General features: G+C 39.5%; 16 protein-coding genes and 1 pseudogene. 7 read left to right on the top strand and 10 right to left on the bottom strand.

Going from position 1 to position 16,336, the window contains the following annotated elements:
- The first annotated feature begins 78 nt into the window (after positions 1–78).
- The 3 genes from HFU86_RS09555 (at position 79) to bioD (ending at position 3,151) form a co-directional block, all read left to right on the top strand.
- Positions 79–984: a LysR family transcriptional regulator gene (locus tag HFU86_RS09555; protein WP_187129127.1), complete on the top strand. Its 906-nt coding sequence runs from the start codon at positions 79–81 to the stop codon at positions 982–984.
- Between the two features lie 136 nt (positions 985–1,120).
- Complete coding sequence (locus HFU86_RS09550) at positions 1,121–2,332, top strand: ROK family protein (protein ID WP_187129126.1); 1,212 nt, start codon at positions 1,121–1,123, stop codon at positions 2,330–2,332.
- Positions 2,333–2,473: 141 nt separating this feature from the next.
- Complete coding sequence (gene bioD / locus HFU86_RS09545; RefSeq protein ID WP_036947919.1) at positions 2,474–3,151, top strand: dethiobiotin synthase; 678 nt, start codon at positions 2,474–2,476, stop codon at positions 3,149–3,151.
- A gap of 82 nt (positions 3,152–3,233) precedes the next feature.
- Here the strand turns inward: bioD and HFU86_RS09540 are convergent, their stop codons facing one another.
- From HFU86_RS09540 to bla, 6 genes are all read right to left on the bottom strand, one after another.
- On the bottom strand, positions 3,234–3,605 hold the full coding sequence (locus HFU86_RS09540) for a DUF1283 family protein (RefSeq protein WP_006659792.1): 372 nt from the start codon (positions 3,603–3,605) through the stop codon (positions 3,234–3,236).
- A 90-nt stretch (positions 3,606–3,695) separates the two neighbouring features.
- On the bottom strand, positions 3,696–4,442 hold the full coding sequence (gene ydfG, locus HFU86_RS09535; protein ID WP_187129125.1) for a bifunctional NADP-dependent 3-hydroxy acid dehydrogenase/3-hydroxypropionate dehydrogenase YdfG: 747 nt from the start codon (positions 4,440–4,442) through the stop codon (positions 3,696–3,698).
- Between the two features lie 120 nt (positions 4,443–4,562).
- On the bottom strand, positions 4,563–6,191 hold the full coding sequence (locus tag HFU86_RS09530) for a DUF4139 domain-containing protein (protein WP_187129124.1): 1,629 nt from the start codon (positions 6,189–6,191) through the stop codon (positions 4,563–4,565).
- Positions 6,192–6,428: 237 nt separating this feature from the next.
- The gene (locus HFU86_RS20310; RefSeq protein WP_442959163.1) at positions 6,429–6,641 is read right to left on the bottom strand and encodes a zinc-binding dehydrogenase; all 213 of its coding nucleotides are present in this window, start codon (positions 6,639–6,641) and stop codon (positions 6,429–6,431) included.
- Positions 6,623–7,744 carry a ribosomal protein uL16 3-hydroxylase gene (locus HFU86_RS09520; RefSeq protein ID WP_187129122.1) on the bottom strand — a complete coding sequence of 374 codons (1,122 nt, stop codon included), beginning with the start codon at positions 7,742–7,744 and terminating at the stop codon, positions 6,623–6,625. Before HFU86_RS09520 ends, HFU86_RS20310 begins: the two co-directional genes overlap by 19 nt.
- Positions 7,745–8,156: 412 nt before the next feature.
- A complete protein-coding gene (gene bla / locus HFU86_RS09515) occupies positions 8,157–9,014 on the bottom strand; it encodes a class A beta-lactamase (protein WP_187129121.1) in 858 nt (285 codons plus the stop codon).
- A 317-nt stretch (positions 9,015–9,331) separates the two neighbouring features.
- Here bla and HFU86_RS09510 point away from each other — a divergent pair, with 317 nt between their 5' ends.
- Positions 9,332–10,048, top strand: coding sequence for a sulfite exporter TauE/SafE family protein (locus HFU86_RS09510; RefSeq protein WP_132495976.1), 717 nt, complete (start codon positions 9,332–9,334; stop codon positions 10,046–10,048).
- On the opposite strand, the gene HFU86_RS09505 is transcribed toward HFU86_RS09510, so the two are convergent.
- The 4 genes and pseudogenes from HFU86_RS09505 to HFU86_RS09495 form a co-directional block, all read right to left on the bottom strand.
- The gene (locus tag HFU86_RS09505) at positions 10,022–10,918 is read right to left on the bottom strand and encodes a LysR substrate-binding domain-containing protein (protein ID WP_187129120.1); all 897 of its coding nucleotides are present in this window, start codon (positions 10,916–10,918) and stop codon (positions 10,022–10,024) included. The genes HFU86_RS09510 and HFU86_RS09505 overlap by 27 nt on opposite strands.
- Before the next feature lie 48 nt (positions 10,919–10,966).
- Positions 10,967–12,280 (bottom strand): type II toxin-antitoxin system HipA family toxin YjjJ, encoded by a 1,314-nt coding sequence (gene yjjJ / locus HFU86_RS09500; protein WP_187129119.1) that lies wholly within the window; start codon positions 12,278–12,280, stop codon positions 10,967–10,969.
- A 162-nt stretch (positions 12,281–12,442) separates the two neighbouring features.
- Positions 12,443–12,511: pseudogene (locus tag HFU86_RS20305) on the bottom strand (hypothetical protein); the annotation flags it as partial.
- Positions 12,512–12,544: 33 nt separating this feature from the next.
- Entirely contained in the window at positions 12,545–13,090 is a 546-nt protein-coding gene (locus HFU86_RS09495; protein ID WP_187129118.1) for an AAA family ATPase, read from the bottom strand.
- A 169-nt stretch (positions 13,091–13,259) separates the two neighbouring features.
- Between HFU86_RS09495 and HFU86_RS09490 the strand changes: the two genes are divergently transcribed.
- From HFU86_RS09490 to HFU86_RS09480, 3 genes are all read left to right on the top strand, one after another.
- Entirely contained in the window at positions 13,260–13,682 is a 423-nt protein-coding gene (locus tag HFU86_RS09490) for a MerR family transcriptional regulator (protein ID WP_187129117.1), read from the top strand.
- Between the two features lie 87 nt (positions 13,683–13,769).
- Positions 13,770–14,951: an MFS transporter gene (locus HFU86_RS09485; RefSeq protein WP_187129116.1), complete on the top strand. Its 1,182-nt coding sequence runs from the start codon at positions 13,770–13,772 to the stop codon at positions 14,949–14,951.
- Between the two features lie 257 nt (positions 14,952–15,208).
- Entirely contained in the window at positions 15,209–16,336 is a 1,128-nt protein-coding gene (locus HFU86_RS09480) for a LuxE/PaaK family acyltransferase (RefSeq protein WP_187129115.1), read from the top strand.

The raw sequence follows: 16,336 nt of genomic DNA, 5'->3' as shown, positions 1-16,336 counted from the left end.
GATCAAAGAATAGAAACTTTCTATTTTTTTGTCTAATATATTAATAATACACAATGATACATTTAAAATATCAATCTAATGAACATAGAATTACGCCACCTACGTTATTTTATTGCTGTTGCCGAAGAGCTACATTTTGGACGTGCAGCTGAGCGCTTGCACATGTCTCAACCGCCACTAAGCCAACAAATACAGGCGCTTGAAGAAATGGTGAATGCCAAATTATTAGAGCGCAATAACCGTAATGTCGCCTTAACCCCAGCTGGCGCCATGTTTCTCAAAGAAGCACACCAAATTTTAGGGCAGGTCGATGCCGCTGCAACCAAAGCGGCTCGGATGGAAAAAGGGGAACTTGGCGAACTATCTATTGGTTTTACCTCAACAACGCCATTCATGCACAAAGTCACCATGAGCCTACGCCAATACCGAGAAGCATATCCTGATGTTTCTATTCATATGCATCAAATGAATACGAAGCAGCAAATCCCGCCTTTAGTGACCGGGCGCATAGACATTGGCATCATGCGCAATACAATATTGCCTGAACAATTGGACTATCAATTATTGTTTAGAGAGCCTTTTATGGTTGCGGTTTATGAAGGGCATCCTTTACTGGCTTTTGAAGAAAGTGGTGTCGACATTAAGCAACTAGCCGCTTATCCGTTAGTTTTCTTTGAGCGGGAAGTAGGGACGGCACTGTATGATGAGATTAACCAATTATTAGCTTCCGAAGGAGTGGTTCCTACGATTTCCCAAGAAGCGGGGGAAGCCATGACCATTCTAGGTTTGGTATCTGCTGGAATGGGAATTTCCATCATCACTGAATCCTTTACACGAATGAAAATTGACGGCGTTAGGTATCTAAAACTCGCGAATATTCAAGCCACTTCAGAAGTCTGGTTGGTCTACAATACTCGACGAACGCCACTTGCTGCGGCTAAAAAACTGACTGAATTACTGCTGCACAATATTGTGGGTATATAAGTATTGTGAGCATATAAAGCGTAAGATTTGAAATGATTAACGAGATTTGCATCACGTTTTATATGTAAATGTAGCCGAGTTTTCATTTATATCAGGCATAATCTATCATAATTTATAACGATTTCTGAGTGTTAAGATGATAAACCAAACGGGGAATACCGACCAAATAAAGCAATTAAATACAGGGCTTGTGTACCGAATTATTGCACAGCATGGTCCTATTTCCCGTATTGCGTTATCAAAACAGTCTCAATTGGCTCCGGCGAGTATCACCAAAATTACCCGTGAATTGATGGATGCTCACTTGATACAAGAACGTGAATTTCCAGTATTAGGGTTAAGAGGGCGCCCAGCCGTTGGGTTAGTCATTGAAAGTGAAGGTTGGCAATTTTTAGCCATTCGAATTGAACAGCAACACGCTATTATTTCGTTAAAAGAAATTAATGCTAAAACCCTCACGGAGCAATGCTATCCTTTTGATGTAAAAGGTAATCAACAATTTAGTGATCGGTTATCGGAACTGATTAGTCTGTTTTTCGAAGAAAACGCATCTCACTTAGAAAGAGTCACGGCGATCAGCATCTTACTAGATGGTCTATTAGACTCTTATTCTGGGGTTATTTATGGGTTGCCTGACTACCATGTTCACCAACTGGCTATCGGCGAAATGCTGACCGAAAAAACAGGGCTGCCCGTCTATCTTCATCCGCCAGTTAATGCTCTGGCTATCGGTGACCACCTCAAGCATTCAGAATCTCGAGCACAAAAAAATATTATTTATCTACAGATTCAAGAAGTGGTTAATATCGCGGTACTGAACCATGGTTATTCGCTGGATTCAATAACACGTCAGCCTATATTATTTGCACATACTCCAACTGATTCAGAAAGACCACAATCTTGCTATTGTGGAGGAAAGAGCTGCTTAGAAACTAAGGTATCCATTCCTGCCATTGTTCACCAAGCAAGGGATTTACTTGCAGATTATCCTGAATCTATTTTGCATAAAGAGAGCGTCGATATTGATACAATTAGTCGAGGTGCAATAGAAAATGATCCATTATGTATTTTATTACTCGATATAACAGCCAAACGACTCGCTTATCCATTAGCTATGATGATTAATTTATTTGGAACCGAATTAATTTTAATTAATTCGCCTTTAACTGATGAGCAAAATTATTGGTTTGCTCGCCTACAATATTTTATCTCATTATATGGGAATCCACTTTACAGTAATAAATTAATGTTTGAGAAATCAACAATTTCAATTAACGAAAGTGAAACGGCATTAATTCAAAATGCACTTTATGATGGCTCACTGTTGTTGCAATTACTGCAAGGCTAATACAATTTGATAAACTTCTCATTATCTTACACAAAATTGAGCTAACGCAAACTTATCATTTCCCCATTCCCATAAACTGAATTCATATCATTTTTATAGCATTTTGCTGACTTTAGTCTGTCACTTCAGGATAGAACAACCATGAACAATCTATTTATTACCGGGACAGATACAGATGTCGGGAAGACGGTATCGACACTAGCAATATTACAAGCACTTAATAATCAAGGTATTAAAGCAGTAGGGTACAAACCTATTGCAGATCAATGTATCGATACACCTGAAGGGAAGCGCAATAAGGATGCACTTCTTATTCATCGTGTTTCGCAAGATCTAGTCTCGTATGATGAAGTTAACCCTGTCCGACTTGGTGATAATTACAGCCATGAAAACAGCATTGATTTTAATAAAATCAATAAAGGTTTAGATCATCTTCACGAGCAAAGTGACATAGTTGTTATCGAAGGTAATGGCGGGTGGCGTTATCTTCTTGATGATAATACTTTTTATGCTGATTGGTTGAAAAAACAATCTGTTGGCGTGATCTTAGTCGTCGGCATTCAGCATGGGTGTGTCAATCATGCATTATTAACAGCTGAAGCTATTCGAGCGGATGGTTTACCGTTAGTCGGTTGGTTAGCCAATAGAATCAACCCAGGCTTGGCGCATTACGCTCAAATTATCCAGCGTATGCAGCAACATATTAATGCGCCATTATTGGGTGAAATTCCTTATTTATTACGTCCTGAAGAAAAAGAGTTAGGACATTATTTAGATGGTGAAAAACTGCAAGAGTTTGTTTCGGTTCCTGCATTTTAATCTTTATAGAGATTTTAATTTATTATCTAAGCAAAAGGGCGCAAATAGCGCCCTTTGTTTTATCGATATAATCTATTTTCAGCTATGGATTGATAATTGGACGACCTGAGTTAACATCAAGACAACGTTGAGTATTTGGCTCCCAATAAGCATTAAGATTCAAACTTTTCTCACATTTATCTTTAGCATCAAATGCGGCATCAATCTTATCAAACTCTTTTTCGGTGCGACGGTTAACTTTAGAACGTAGCATTTTAGTCTCATCCCACTGTTCTTTATCTTGTCGCGCTTGTTCTTTATTCAACGGGTCATTGCTACCATTACCGACAGAAACACAAGTGCTACCTGCAGCGCATGATGTATTAGCTGCTTGCGCCGCATTAACCCACATCAAAGGGAGGCAGAAGCAGATTGCAGCCAGACCATTTTTGATAAATTTTTGTGACGTGCTCATGTAATTTCCTTTCGTTTCAATACTCGCTCTATAACCAGAGTATAGCTAATAAACAATAATGCCGTCTTTATAGAATAGTACGAAAATTTATTATTGTTTATGTACGGTTAAACCAGCAAATGTTTGGCATACCGGCATTAATTCCAGTGTATTAACGTTCATATGAGCCGGAAGTGTTGCGACCCAGAAAACGGTTTCCGCAATATCTTCAGCAGTAAGGGCATCCGCGCCTTTATAGGTGTTCGTGACTTTTTCATCATCACCTTTAAAACGCACATTTGAAAACTCAGTTCCACCGACTAACCCTGGCTCAATATCGGTCACACGGATTTTTTTGCCCACTAAATCTGCACGTAATCCTAAGGAAAATTGTTTTACAAATGCCTTGGTTGCACCGTAAACGTTGCCACCTTTATATGGCCAAGATGCCGCGGTAGAGCCAATATTGATAATGTGTCCGTGATTTTTTTCCACCATACCTTGTAGCACTTCATAAGTCATATTGACTAAGCCTTTGGTGTTTGTGTTGATCATGGTTTCCCAGTCATCTGGATTAGCATTAAATGCAGGCTCTAAACCTAAAGCAAGCCCCGCATTATTCACTAAAAGGTCGATATTTTTTAAGTGGGAGGGCAAATTAGCTACAGCGTGTTGAATGGCTTTTCGGTCTTGTACATCCAGAGTTAATGGATAAAATTTATCACCCAATTCTTGATGTAATGCATTTAATCTTTCAGTTCTGCGTCCAGTCCCAATCACAGTAAAGTTATGCTGAATAAATTTGCGAGCAATAGCTTCACCAAATCCTGATGTTGCGCCGGTTACTAGAATAATCATTAGGTACCTCAGGTTGTTATCGTTGTTTGTTTTGAATCATTCTAACCTTATTATTAAGGGGCTTCCAAGCCTCTTATTTAGTTCTTTTACACCAGTAAAATAATTAACTTATTTAGTGAGTTATAATCCATTAATCTGCTTATTTTTAGGGTATTTCAGCGTATAACTTAGCGGTAACTCGATGGTCTCTTGAGGTTTAAGCGTTAAATCCCATTCAATTTTATTCTCTGTTTCATCCAATTTTCCGCCTTTAAATTCAGGGTTGAGCACTTTAATATCGGCATCTCGGCTCGTCGGGAGTTGGTCATAAACAGACAGTTTAATGTCATTTTTCCGCGTATTACGTACTTTAATTAAGAAGCTTTCTTTTTGCTCAACCGAGGAGCCCATAAAGGTCGGTTTTTTACGCATACCTGCATTATTCACACGAGAAATTTGAATGTTATCATCCACCCCGAATGGAATATCGAGAGTATCAGTCAATTGCCCTGAATTCACATAAAAATCACCCACATAGCTGTTCATAAAGTAAATATTTGCCGGGCCATTCAGTAAGTTCAGTGTATCCCAATCATCAATTTGTGCTTGTAAATAGACTTCTTCAGCCATTTTTGGTGTTGATGTATAACGATATTTAGCATCAACATCCGCTTGCTTAATGGTAATGGATTTTGCTTTAGGGGTAGAGGCTAAGCTAAAAGGCAAGTCGATGTTGTAACTGAGATTCACGCCATTGGTGTTGGTCGACACATAGTTTGCCATACCAGGGCTGCGTTTTTTTACGGCTGAGAATTCCGCTACTGGCGCAGGTGCAGCCACCTCCATATCCATCGTCGCAGACATTTTTCCACTCATATAGCTTTGATTATATTGATCGTAAACTGACAATAGCCATGGCGTTAAAAATGGCGGGGTGATATTGCGTGTTGGATTGGCAGAGGAAAGGGTGAGTTTAACTTTGTCCCAGTCCATGCCAGTATTTTGAATAACATCAGCTTTATAGGTAATACTGACTGGTTTATCAATATCTTTAGCGCGAATATCATAACTTGGAGACCAACCGGCATCGGGAGTGACATACGATATTTGCATGTTAGTACTCAAATTTTTGGGAGCATCAACCGTCAACACAATTTGCGTCTGTTCACCAATATTATCGGGAAGAATGCCTTCAAATTTTGCCTGCAATAATGCTTGTTTCTCTGTCAATTCATCAATCTGCTGCTGATACGCTAAGTTTTCACTCAATATCGCAGACATTTGCTTGCGAATAAATTCCAATTTGGATGCGGACTGCTCAAGGGATAATGTCGTCGTTTCACCAAAAAAGCGCTGGTCTTTCAGTAAAGCAAGTTGGTCATCACCCACTTTTATTTTGATATTAAGTTCTGAAATTTGCTTAGTTATCGCGTCTATTTGCGTTTTTAAATTTGCCACTACACCTGTGTAGACAGGTTCCACTGCGATGGTTTGCACGTCAATTGAGCGAATCAAAACATCTTCATTATCTAAGCTAATAGAAAGGCTTTTTTGATCAAGGTGGTCAGCAACATTGGTAAAAACCAGTTTACTTTCGCCTTGCGATAAATTAACAGTGGCGCTATTCGTTAACTCGGCACCGCGTAAAAAAATCGTGGCTTGATTGAGTTTAAGAGGGTGCAAAAGCGGCGCTGATTCAGCAAATGCTTGCCATGACGCTAACGCCGATACAAATAAAATTCCTTTGGTGAATTTGCGAGTGACAAACATATTGATACTCCATTAGCTGGATAAATTAGTTTTGTTGATAGTTTTTAATCATATTGGAATTTAATCCGTTGAGATAACAGAATAAGCTTAAAGTAAGATTCTATTTATAAAGAGCAATCAGAGTGGTTGGCTGATGTTTTTATTATCTTTTAAAAAAAGAGGTTTTGATTTCTGAGGATAGATAAGAATTAAACCACCGACTTTTTTATAGCGGTCGGTGGCTGAGAGTGAATAATATCAAGGGATAAGTATAATTGCGCCACGTGCCTGGTTGTTTGCAATTCGCTCATGAGCATAAGCTGCCCGAGATAACGGCAACGTACTGTCAATCAATGGTCTGATTAGCCCTTTTTTTGACGAGTAATGAATCGTAATGAAAGATGAGATAAAACACCCGTCAGCAGGTGTTTTATCTTGTTGGCTGAAATGGCTTACTCTTCGAAATACCAATATCCCTGATTGATAAACTCGGTCAACTCAGAGACAAAAACTGGGTTCCCCAGTGCTTCACCAAGTTCATTTATTCCGATTTCCGTAAGCTGGCACAATGCGTCTGCACCCTTTATTTCTGTGGCATTCCAACCATCTGAATTCACGAAGAAATAATCGCCGATGCGCATGACTCTCAGCCCGCTTAGTCGTATCAATTTTTCACCGGCATTCAAAGCGCTCAGTATTTCTTCCGGCTGATACGGCGGTTCTGCAGGTGCAATATCCAGCTCATGGCGAGGGGTGGTTGCAAAACGACCTAACCATTGTTCAAAATCACCAGGCTTACTGATCATTTCAATCATCATAGCGCGTAGACGTTCAACCTCATGAGGTTCCATGGTTCCCGCATTTTTACTGACTTTCAGGTCAGGATCGTCATAATTTATTCCGCCCAAATCCTGTTCCAGTGCATAGTCTGCAAAACTACTCAGCAGGTCACGTCCGGTCGGACCACGGAAGCCGACAGAATAGTTCATGGTATCTTCGAAGGTGAAACCATCGTGAGGGAATCCCGGCGGAATATACAGAATATCGCCCGGTACCATTTCTACATCAATAATCGGCTCAAATGGGTCAACATGTAATAATGCCGGATGTGCGCAAAACTGACGCATGGGAAGGGCGTCACCTACTCGCCAGCGGCGGCGTCCCATTCCTTGGATGATAAAAACATCATAATTATCAATATGTGGTCCAACGCCACCGCCAGGCACTGAATAGGAGATCATCAAGTCATCAAGACGCCATTCCGGCAGCACGCGGAACGGTTTCACCAATTCAGCGGCAGGCATATGCCAATGGTTGACGGCTTGTACTAGCAGCGACCATCCTTTTTCGCCTAATTCGCTGTAGTCTTCAAACGGACCGTGGCTCGCTTCCCATTTATTATCAATGAAGCTGACTAGGCGACTGTCAACTTCCGGTTCCATCGCCAATCCGGCCAGTTCATCCGGAGTGATAGGGTCGACAAAATCAGGAAATGCATTTTTCAATACAACGGGTTTTTTCTGCCAGTATTTTTCTAAAAATTCAGGCCAGTTAAGATTCAGTTTGTTAACCATGTGACCACATCTATATAAGTAAATAAACCAGTCATTATAGAAGTAATGTGCCTCTATATTTTTGTTTGGCGTCAAACGTAGGTCGATAACTTTTGGGGGAATCAGAATTCAAGAACCAAACAATCGTCAAAGTTAACAACGTCTGAATGATCCCTGAGCTCACATTAAATCTCACTTAACGGGCGGACATGAAGCAACGACTAAAAGCTTAATTGGTCATAGAAAAGGCAGTTTCAGCGATAAATAAACCAACACGATTAACCAGTCAAAATGCTGGATTTCTTTATTTCATACTTAAGTTCGCATAATGCATATTATGTTAAATAGAATATATGGACAGATAATAGCCTTATACCTATCTCTCTACTACTTATCGGGGTTCTTCCATAGAACCCCAACCTTTTACTACTTTTTAGTGACTAAGGTATTCGTCAAATATATGAGAACCTAAAACACGAATCACTTCTGAGCGTTCATCCAAAGAAGTATCCGCTTTTCTTACATAGATGCTGATGAAAACAGGATCATGATTATTTGACCAGACCATCGACGTTATCCCTCTGACACCATAGTCACTTGCACCTGATCTATCTGCGATTTTCCATCCTTTAGGAAGCGAAGCTCTAAGCATATTATCAGCGACTTTATTATTGACCATCCATTCTTTCAATTGTTCTTTTGATGAATTACTGAGAACTTCGCCAGTCAAAATTTTCTTGATACTCTTGCTCATTGCATCAGGAGTTGTTGTGTCTCGCAAATCACCCTCAGGATTGACTGTCAATTCTGGCTCATATCTGTCAGAACGAGTAACCGTATCTCCGATAGCCCGCATAAATGCCGTCAGAGCTTCTGGTCCCCCACCCGAAAAAATAGCAAAATTAGCGGCAGTATTATCACTGTATTCATTGGCCGCTTTGCAAGCTTGTTCAAGCGTAAATGGCTTATTCATATAATCTTTAGCAACTGGTGAATATGTCACAATATTTTTTTCAGTCACTATCATCGAATGATTTAATGAAATTTTCTTTGCATCAACCTTTGCCAGAACATTGGCGCAAGCAATTGATTTAACCGTACTATCTAAAGGAAAACGTTGATTTCCATTTATAGAAATCGTTTTATCATCTGGGAATATAATTGACAAACCAACCTTCCAACCCTCTTTTTCGTATTGCTTAACTTGATCCTGTAAAGTCAAAGCAAATGCAGAGGATACAAGAGGCATGCTTAAAATTAATGCGGCAAATGTTTTAAATCGTAAAGTCATAGTAAACCTTTGATGGTCAATATTTATATAATGAGTTTATTTCAGCATAAGTTGAAATTTAATTTATGTAGGGCTTTATTTTTACTCATGATTATATTTTCTTTTGTATGGTTCACAAATGATGATAATTTTTAGTAGCCTATAGAAAAACTTATAGCTTGATTTAAATGGTGTATTGATGGCTATAATAGCTATAACTTGCTGAAAACCCCTACTCTGTATTTTCCTAAGCCCCCCTAAAAATAATCCATATAGGTTGTTTTTATTTAATTGATTACCCTTTAAGCAATGCTTATCAATTTAAAGGTAAATCCAATATGGCGTTAATTTTATTGATCTTCTTTTTAGCTGGATTTGTTAAAGGAGTCATTGGGCTAGGCTTGCCAACATTATCTATGGGTTTGTTAACAACGGTCATGGAGCCTGCTGTTGCAGCAAGCATTCTAATTATTCCATCTTTCGTCACCAATATATGGCAACTTATGATCGGTGGTAAGTTTTTAAATTTAATTCGACGATTTTACTTATTTATTATCACTATTTTTATTGGCACTGTTTATAGCCCATTACCAAAATTGAGCTCAGCATCAGAGTGGGTATTTCCTGCATTAGGTCTGATATTAATCATTTATGGATTAGTGGCAATGTTCCTCCCTAAATCGTCAACATCAGGTAAAAATGAACGATGGTTATCCCCACTAATTGGTTATATTACTGGAGTTATTACCGCAGCCACTGGAGTTTTTGTGATCCCTGCAGTTCCTTATTTACAATCGCTGAATCTTAATAAAAATGAATTAATACAAACACTAGGACTCGCGTTTACCGCGTCAACAATTGCGTTGGCCATATTATTAATCAGAGAGAATAATAGTGAAACTATAGATTATTACACATCGTCAATTGCACTTATTCCGGCGATTATTGGCATGTATGTGGGGCAATATTGTAGAAATTTGATCAGTGAAAAAATATTCAGGCGTTGTTTCTTCTTAGGGTTGATCGCTTTAGGTGTGTACATGTTGTTCAAATAAAAATTTAACAAACTCATCCATATAACTTGGTAACTCATCAAACCTTCGAGCGCAAATGTACAATTTGCGCTTTGCCCATTCATCAGATAAAAGAATGATATTTCCTGGATATATTCCGATAAAGCGTGATATGACTTGTCTCGGTAAAATGGCATAGCCAAGCCCTTCACTCACCAATTGCATCACCGCATCCATCGTTGCTAAACGCATTCGGTAATTAAATGAAACTCCTTCGCTTAGTGCATGATGGTCAATATAATCCTGTAATGCATTACCTTGAGAGAGTCCAATAAAATCATGGTTTCCAATTTGTTTTAATGAAGAAATGCCGTGGTCATTCAAATCATTGGATGGTGGCGTGAAAATAACTAAATGGTCATCACATAAAAATTTAAATTCTAAGTCATATAATGACGATGGATTTGCAACGATTCCTAAGTTTGCCATTTGATTATTAAGGCTATTGATGATTTTCTCACTCGACATTTCACGGATCCCAACGCTAATATTTGGGTGTTTCTGTAGATAGTCAGCTAATTTTTTGGGAAGAAAACCGGCTTGTGCCGAAGAGTTGCATAACAGGTCAATATACCCCCGTAAACCTTGGCTGTATTGACGTAATTCACTGCGCATATGGTCGATCTGCAATAGCACCTGATTCGCGTGATTCAATAATGCCAATCCTGCATTTGTCAGCTTTATTCCCGACGAAGAGCGCGTCAATAATAAAACACCAAGTTCACTTTCCATGCCCCGAATACGTTCACTGGCTGATTGCAAACTTAAATTAGATAAATTGGCCCCTGCTGTAATACTCCCGGCCTTGTGGGTATTTACAAATAAACGTAAATCAACCATATCAAAACGCATAATCGCTCCGAAAATGTTTATGCCCCATGCTTAGACTACGTTTTAGCATCAAAACTCATCAGCAAGGCGCGATATCCGGGAACTGGCCTCATCGATGTGACCGCGTAACGTTTGTAAGCATAAAGCAAAGTTTTCAGAAAAACATTGGCAATCATTGGCTAAAGTAAAAAACGTCTCAGCTAATTCCAACGCTTCCCGCCAAGTTTCTCCACGGATCCCTTCAAGTAATGTAACTGGCCTAAGAGTATTAACGATTTCACCACCCGACTTAGGCGCAAACCCCATCGGTAAGATATCGTAAGCTGGTGCAAGATGGTATGGGCGGCCATGACTACTAATAAACGATAAATTACCATGATGCATATCGGTATTGCCGATGAGCATACCAAATGCCCAAAGCCGTGCTGTACTGGTGATCGCATCGGGATGTACATGTTTTTGCTTCACTAATTCATTGACCAATACAGGCCAAGGCTCTCTTGCCCGCCCTACAAATTCTGCATCCAGAGCTTGTAAAGAAAAAAGCCCTCGACGACCGAGTAAACCAACACGATCGAATCGAGGAATTTCAAGGAAGCGTTGTCCTTCAAAATCAAATACCTCTGTTTCTACTCCTAGTACCTTTAAAGCAAGGTGCTCCGCTTGTAACAAATCACGCCAACGTTCACTGATTGGGTTATCATCTTGCGCCGTAAATTTTACGATGACATGACCCCGTTCAGTGTAGGTACAAAACTTAGGTTGCTCACCGCCTGCGGATGATCCTGGAGCCTCTCCCGAGCTAACTGCTCGCGCTAATGTCGGATACACAGTGGCTCGATCAACGGGAGTCGGTGCCTGCATGTTCAGAAATTGGTTTCTTGCCTGCTCCCCAATTAATAAGTTTCCTACTGCATCATGCCCGTGAGCGAGCAAGGCTCTTATAATATCGGAGTCTGACCAGCGATCTGGATTTGGTGATATTCCAAGTTGCGCTGAATAGGCGGATGCATAAGCTCGACCAAGGTATCCTTGTGGGCGCATATCAAATAGCCACCATGGTAAACCATCACTATGAAGGCATACTCCGTCAACTTGCTCCATAACAAATCCATCTGGATAAACCGGAATTAACTGACCTAGAGATCGTAACGTACCCTCTTCTGTGATGCGATAAATAGGAGCAGAATTAAACCCTCGAAACGTATCACGCAATGCATATTGAATAGAGGATGCAGCGCCAATCCGGATAATATCGTCACCTAATACTTTTAGCGCTCGAGACAAAGTTGGCTGACTAACATTAATAATATCAGCTAGTTGCCTTGCTGTTCTTGGCCCATCACGGAGCAATTGATGTATCATCTCAGATCGATTAGTCATGGTATTAACCACTTAATGAATAGATAAATGAATAGATGTATGAATAGATAATTTAGCAGCTATTTCTAGTATTGTCATCTTTCTGAGCTATCTAACCACTGCACTACTTGGAGTGAGAAAATACAGAAACCCCTGATTTAGATAATAATGTAGTTGCAACCCCCATTTCTTGAATAGTTTTTCCACTAAATGTACCTTTTCTGTTCCATTGTAACGAACGTTATGTCCCATTAAACAAGCGCTAACAAGAATTTTTTATTCATATTATTGGTTCACATAAGAAAGAATGAAATTAACTCGGTCATCAACAGGTAAACAAGGGATCTCGATTAATTCATAATTATATTTTTTATATGTCGTCACCATCGCATGGTAGGTCATCACTGCTTCATCAAATGTTTGTTTTCTTTCCGCATCTTGCACATATATTTCTTGCCATGGTGGTGTGATAAATACGCTTTTTTTATACTGAAACGTATTGATTGCTCGTTCTATATGCTTAGGAACTGGAATTGAACATAAATTCAAATAGCCCTCAATATCAGGCAGCCCCCGGTCAAAAAAACAGATTTCATTATGATGATCAGCCAAATGCCATGATCGTAATTCCCAGCAAAGCATCATCTCAGCAAATGCTTGTCTATCAAGCCATGGCAATGCGTTACCACCAATACAGACTTGATCTTGAATAATGGCCCTACCCGATTCCGGTAAACAGGTGTATTTTTTAGCCATTAAATTTTCAATAATTGCACTTTTACCTGCGCCGGGACCGCCAGTGATAATAATCTTTAGCCCATCATTAATCATATATTTCCTTCATTTTTACTATTTCTTATGACTAAAAAACACCATTTTTCTTCAAATGAACTGAGTTAACCATTCTTAATGTAAATAAGTCATCAACCATAATTCAATTCAGAATAGTTAGGTGATAAGTTAGCGGATAAACGTTATTTATATAGAGCGCAAAATTATTATGAAAACACTCTCTATCAGCCAAGTATCCGAACTTACGGGTCTTACCTCTGCAACTATTCGTTTCTATGAAAGCAAAGGGTTAATCCAACCTATTGGCCGAAAAGGTTTAACTCGATTATATGCCCCTGAAGTTCTCACTCATCTTTCACTCATTATTCTTGCTAAACAAGCTCAGTTTTCACTGGATGAAATAGCAAACATGCTAAATCGTATGCCAGAAAAAGGAATTGAACGCCCTATTTTGCGAGAAAAAATAGATGAAATTGACCAAAAAATCCAAGAGTTGCAGAAACTTAAGCAAGGGTTACAACATATTGAACAATGTCCGTCAGAAAACCACTTGCAGTGTCCTAAATTTCAGAAAATTTTATCTGTAAGCTTAAAACAAAACATTGCTAAACTGAGTAAAAAACTCGCTTGACTTAAAGTTAACTTTAAGTTGTATCATCCGGCATATTCGTTTTCTCCCTCTACTATTGTTGATTTTTATGAACAATAAGGAATGATTATGCCTCGTTCAGTTTTTTGGCTTGCCGCCGCATTAGCCCTATTTACAACCGGTAATGCACTTGTATTGTCGGTTGCCGTTTTAGTCGGATCTCAGCTTTCTGCCGATCCTGCCTATTCGACAATCCCTCTTCTTGCTCAATATATTGGATTAATTCTGACCTCTGTTCCGATGGCGCATTTTATGATGCGGTTTGGCCGTCGTGCTGGGTTCATTCTTGGAAACGTTGGCGGATTAGCTGGCGCACTATTTGCCATAATCGGTATTTATAGCCAGAATTTATTACTTTTCTCTATTGGCACTTTCTTTACGGGTATTGCTATTGGTACGGCACAACAGTACCGATTTGCTGCATTAGAAGAAACGCCGGTTGCATTACGTTCAAAAGCCATTGGATTAACCATGAGTGGCGGTATTATTGCCGTATTGATTGGTCCAACACTTGCTGTTTCAACTCGAACCTTAATTGAAAACTATCCATTTATTGGAACCTTTGGTGCTCTGACGATTATCTATATTCTTGCATTTATTCTGTTACTCTTTTTGCCATTAAAACCGCATCAAATTCAAGCCAAAACCGCTAATTCATTGGTAAGTCGCTCTTATTTACGGCTCTATTCTCAGCCATTATTAATGCTGATTGCCATTGTCAGTGCTATCGGTTATGCCCTTGTCGTTTATATGGTGGGTACATTCCCATTAGCGATGAAAACTCAAGGATTTGATTTTGCAGCCATCACTTTTGTCTTTCAATGTCACATATTAGGCATGTTCGCCCCTTCATTCTTTACTGGGCATCTGATTAGCCGTTTTGGGGTGAAAATATTCGTTTGGATGGGGGCAATATGTTTAGCTATAGCCAACATTATTGGTTTCACTGGCTCGAGCTACACACACTTTTTAGTCACCATGACATTAGTCGGATTAGCGTGGAACTTTATTTTAATTAGCACCACACAGCTACTTCCAAGAACTTACCATGAACATGAAAGAGCCAAAATTCAAGGCGCTACAGATTTTCTCATTTTCAGTTTTGGTGCCTTAGGAAGCTTAATTGCAGGCTTCGCTTTTTACTTTATGGGTTGGGATTCAGTTAATATTATGGGATTAGCGGTAGGAATTGGCATTATTATCGCGATGATATTACTGCGAAATAGCCTCAATAACCAAACTGCCAACTAACCACATGAATTACTGGCAGTAATACGCGTTTTATTACTGCCATCTCCTTTAGCACCCATCAAAAACGTTAACCTTGAAGCTGTACTCTAACCTCCCACACAAGACTTATATTTTACTATTACGGTGTAACAATCTTAATAATTTTGTTTTTTTTCCATCCGTTTATTATCACTCGTAATATTAGATTGCCGTTGCAATCTAGACTTTTTTAGCACCTTTTTCTTATTTAATTACTCCTTGGGCTAAAGGAATATCTCATGATATCTGTCCCTACTGTCGATGAATTATGCAAACTAAATCAACCTTATCATTGTACGGAGGCAAGCGAATTATTATTCCATCACGCTATGCAGGAACTCGTTTTTTTCCATATAAAAAACACCCCCAAATATGCCCAATGGCTGATTAAACATCATATTTCCCCGGAAAACCCGCAAATCAATTCATGGGGTGACTTACCGCCAATCTTTGCCAACTATTTCAAACATAATCTGTTGGTTAGCCACACTGGCAATGATGCGTTAGAGCTAACATCGTCGGGTACTATGGGGCAAAAAAGCCGGATGCGTTTTGATGAACGTAGTATTAACGCCTTGCTGAACATGGTTGATCATATATTCCAATATTATGACTGGGTTACACCGAAAACACCGTGTAACTACCTATTACTCAGTTATGAGCCCGTCGATTCAATTACCCTAGGCACAACGTATACTGACCAATATTTATGTAAATATGCGCCAATTAAACAGGTTGTTTATGCCTTACGACATACGGGAAAAGGTCATCAATTTGACCCGCTAGGCGTGATCCAAGCATTACAGCGTTTTTCCCTTGATGAAGCCCCTGTACGTATACTTGGTTTCCCTGCTTTTATCTGGTTTGTACTTGAAATGATGCAAGATATGCAATTGCCTCCGCTAACATTACCTCCCGATTCATTAACACTTTTTGGCGGCGGTTGGAAAACATATGCAGAACAAGAAATTCCTAAAACTACGCTCTACCAAAGACTGACCAAACAATTAGGGATCATCAACGAACGTTGCCGAGATGGTTATGGTGCCATTGAGCATGGTGTTCCCTATATCGAATGTATTCATCACCATTTTCACCTTCCTGTCTATGCTAAAGCGTGGGTGCGAGATACCTACTCTTTTGAAATAAAAGGGTATGGCGAAAGCGGTTTCTTACAATTGGTTTCCCCCTATATAACCTCCTGCCCAGCCCATAGCATTTTGATGAGCGATTTAGCGATCCTACATCGAGGGGCTGAATGTGGATGTGGTCTAGGAACTGACTGGTTTCAACTGCTTGGTCGAGCAACTCAACATAAAACACGGAGTTGCGCATTAGCCGCCTCAGAACTACATCAAGGAAAATAA

Origin of the sequence: Providencia sp. JUb39 (genome assembly GCF_012272845.1) — a bacterium.
GTDB lineage: Bacteria > Pseudomonadota > Gammaproteobacteria > Enterobacterales > Enterobacteriaceae > Providencia > Providencia lanzhouensis.
Note: the sequence above shows the minus strand (reverse complement) of the source record. Positions and strands in the feature narration are given on the sequence as shown.

Coding starts and splice junctions, on each gene's coding strand:
- HFU86_RS09555 (WP_187129127.1), top strand. CDS start 79: ATGAACATAGAATTACGCCACCTACGTTATTTTATTGCTGTTGCCGAA.
- HFU86_RS09550 (WP_187129126.1), top strand. CDS start 1,121: ATGATAAACCAAACGGGGAATACCGACCAAATAAAGCAATTAAATACA.
- bioD (WP_036947919.1), top strand. CDS start 2,474: ATGAACAATCTATTTATTACCGGGACAGATACAGATGTCGGGAAGACG.
- HFU86_RS09540 (WP_006659792.1), bottom strand. CDS start 3,605: ATGAGCACGTCACAAAAATTTATCAAAAATGGTCTGGCTGCAATCTGC.
- ydfG (WP_187129125.1), bottom strand. CDS start 4,442: ATGATTATTCTAGTAACCGGCGCAACATCAGGATTTGGTGAAGCTATT.
- HFU86_RS09530 (WP_187129124.1), bottom strand. CDS start 6,191: ATGTTTGTCACTCGCAAATTCACCAAAGGAATTTTATTTGTATCGGCG.
- HFU86_RS09520 (WP_187129122.1), bottom strand. CDS start 7,744: ATGGTTAACAAACTGAATCTTAACTGGCCTGAATTTTTAGAAAAATAC.
- bla (WP_187129121.1), bottom strand. CDS start 9,014: ATGACTTTACGATTTAAAACATTTGCCGCATTAATTTTAAGCATGCCT.
- HFU86_RS09510 (WP_132495976.1), top strand. CDS start 9,332: ATGGCGTTAATTTTATTGATCTTCTTTTTAGCTGGATTTGTTAAAGGA.
- HFU86_RS09505 (WP_187129120.1), bottom strand. CDS start 10,918: ATGCGTTTTGATATGGTTGATTTACGTTTATTTGTAAATACCCACAAG.
- yjjJ (WP_187129119.1), bottom strand. CDS start 12,280: ATGACTAATCGATCTGAGATGATACATCAATTGCTCCGTGATGGGCCA.
- HFU86_RS09495 (WP_187129118.1), bottom strand. CDS start 13,090: ATGATTAATGATGGGCTAAAGATTATTATCACTGGCGGTCCCGGCGCA.
- HFU86_RS09490 (WP_187129117.1), top strand. CDS start 13,260: ATGAAAACACTCTCTATCAGCCAAGTATCCGAACTTACGGGTCTTACC.
- HFU86_RS09485 (WP_187129116.1), top strand. CDS start 13,770: ATGCCTCGTTCAGTTTTTTGGCTTGCCGCCGCATTAGCCCTATTTACA.
- HFU86_RS09480 (WP_187129115.1), top strand. CDS start 15,209: ATGATATCTGTCCCTACTGTCGATGAATTATGCAAACTAAATCAACCT.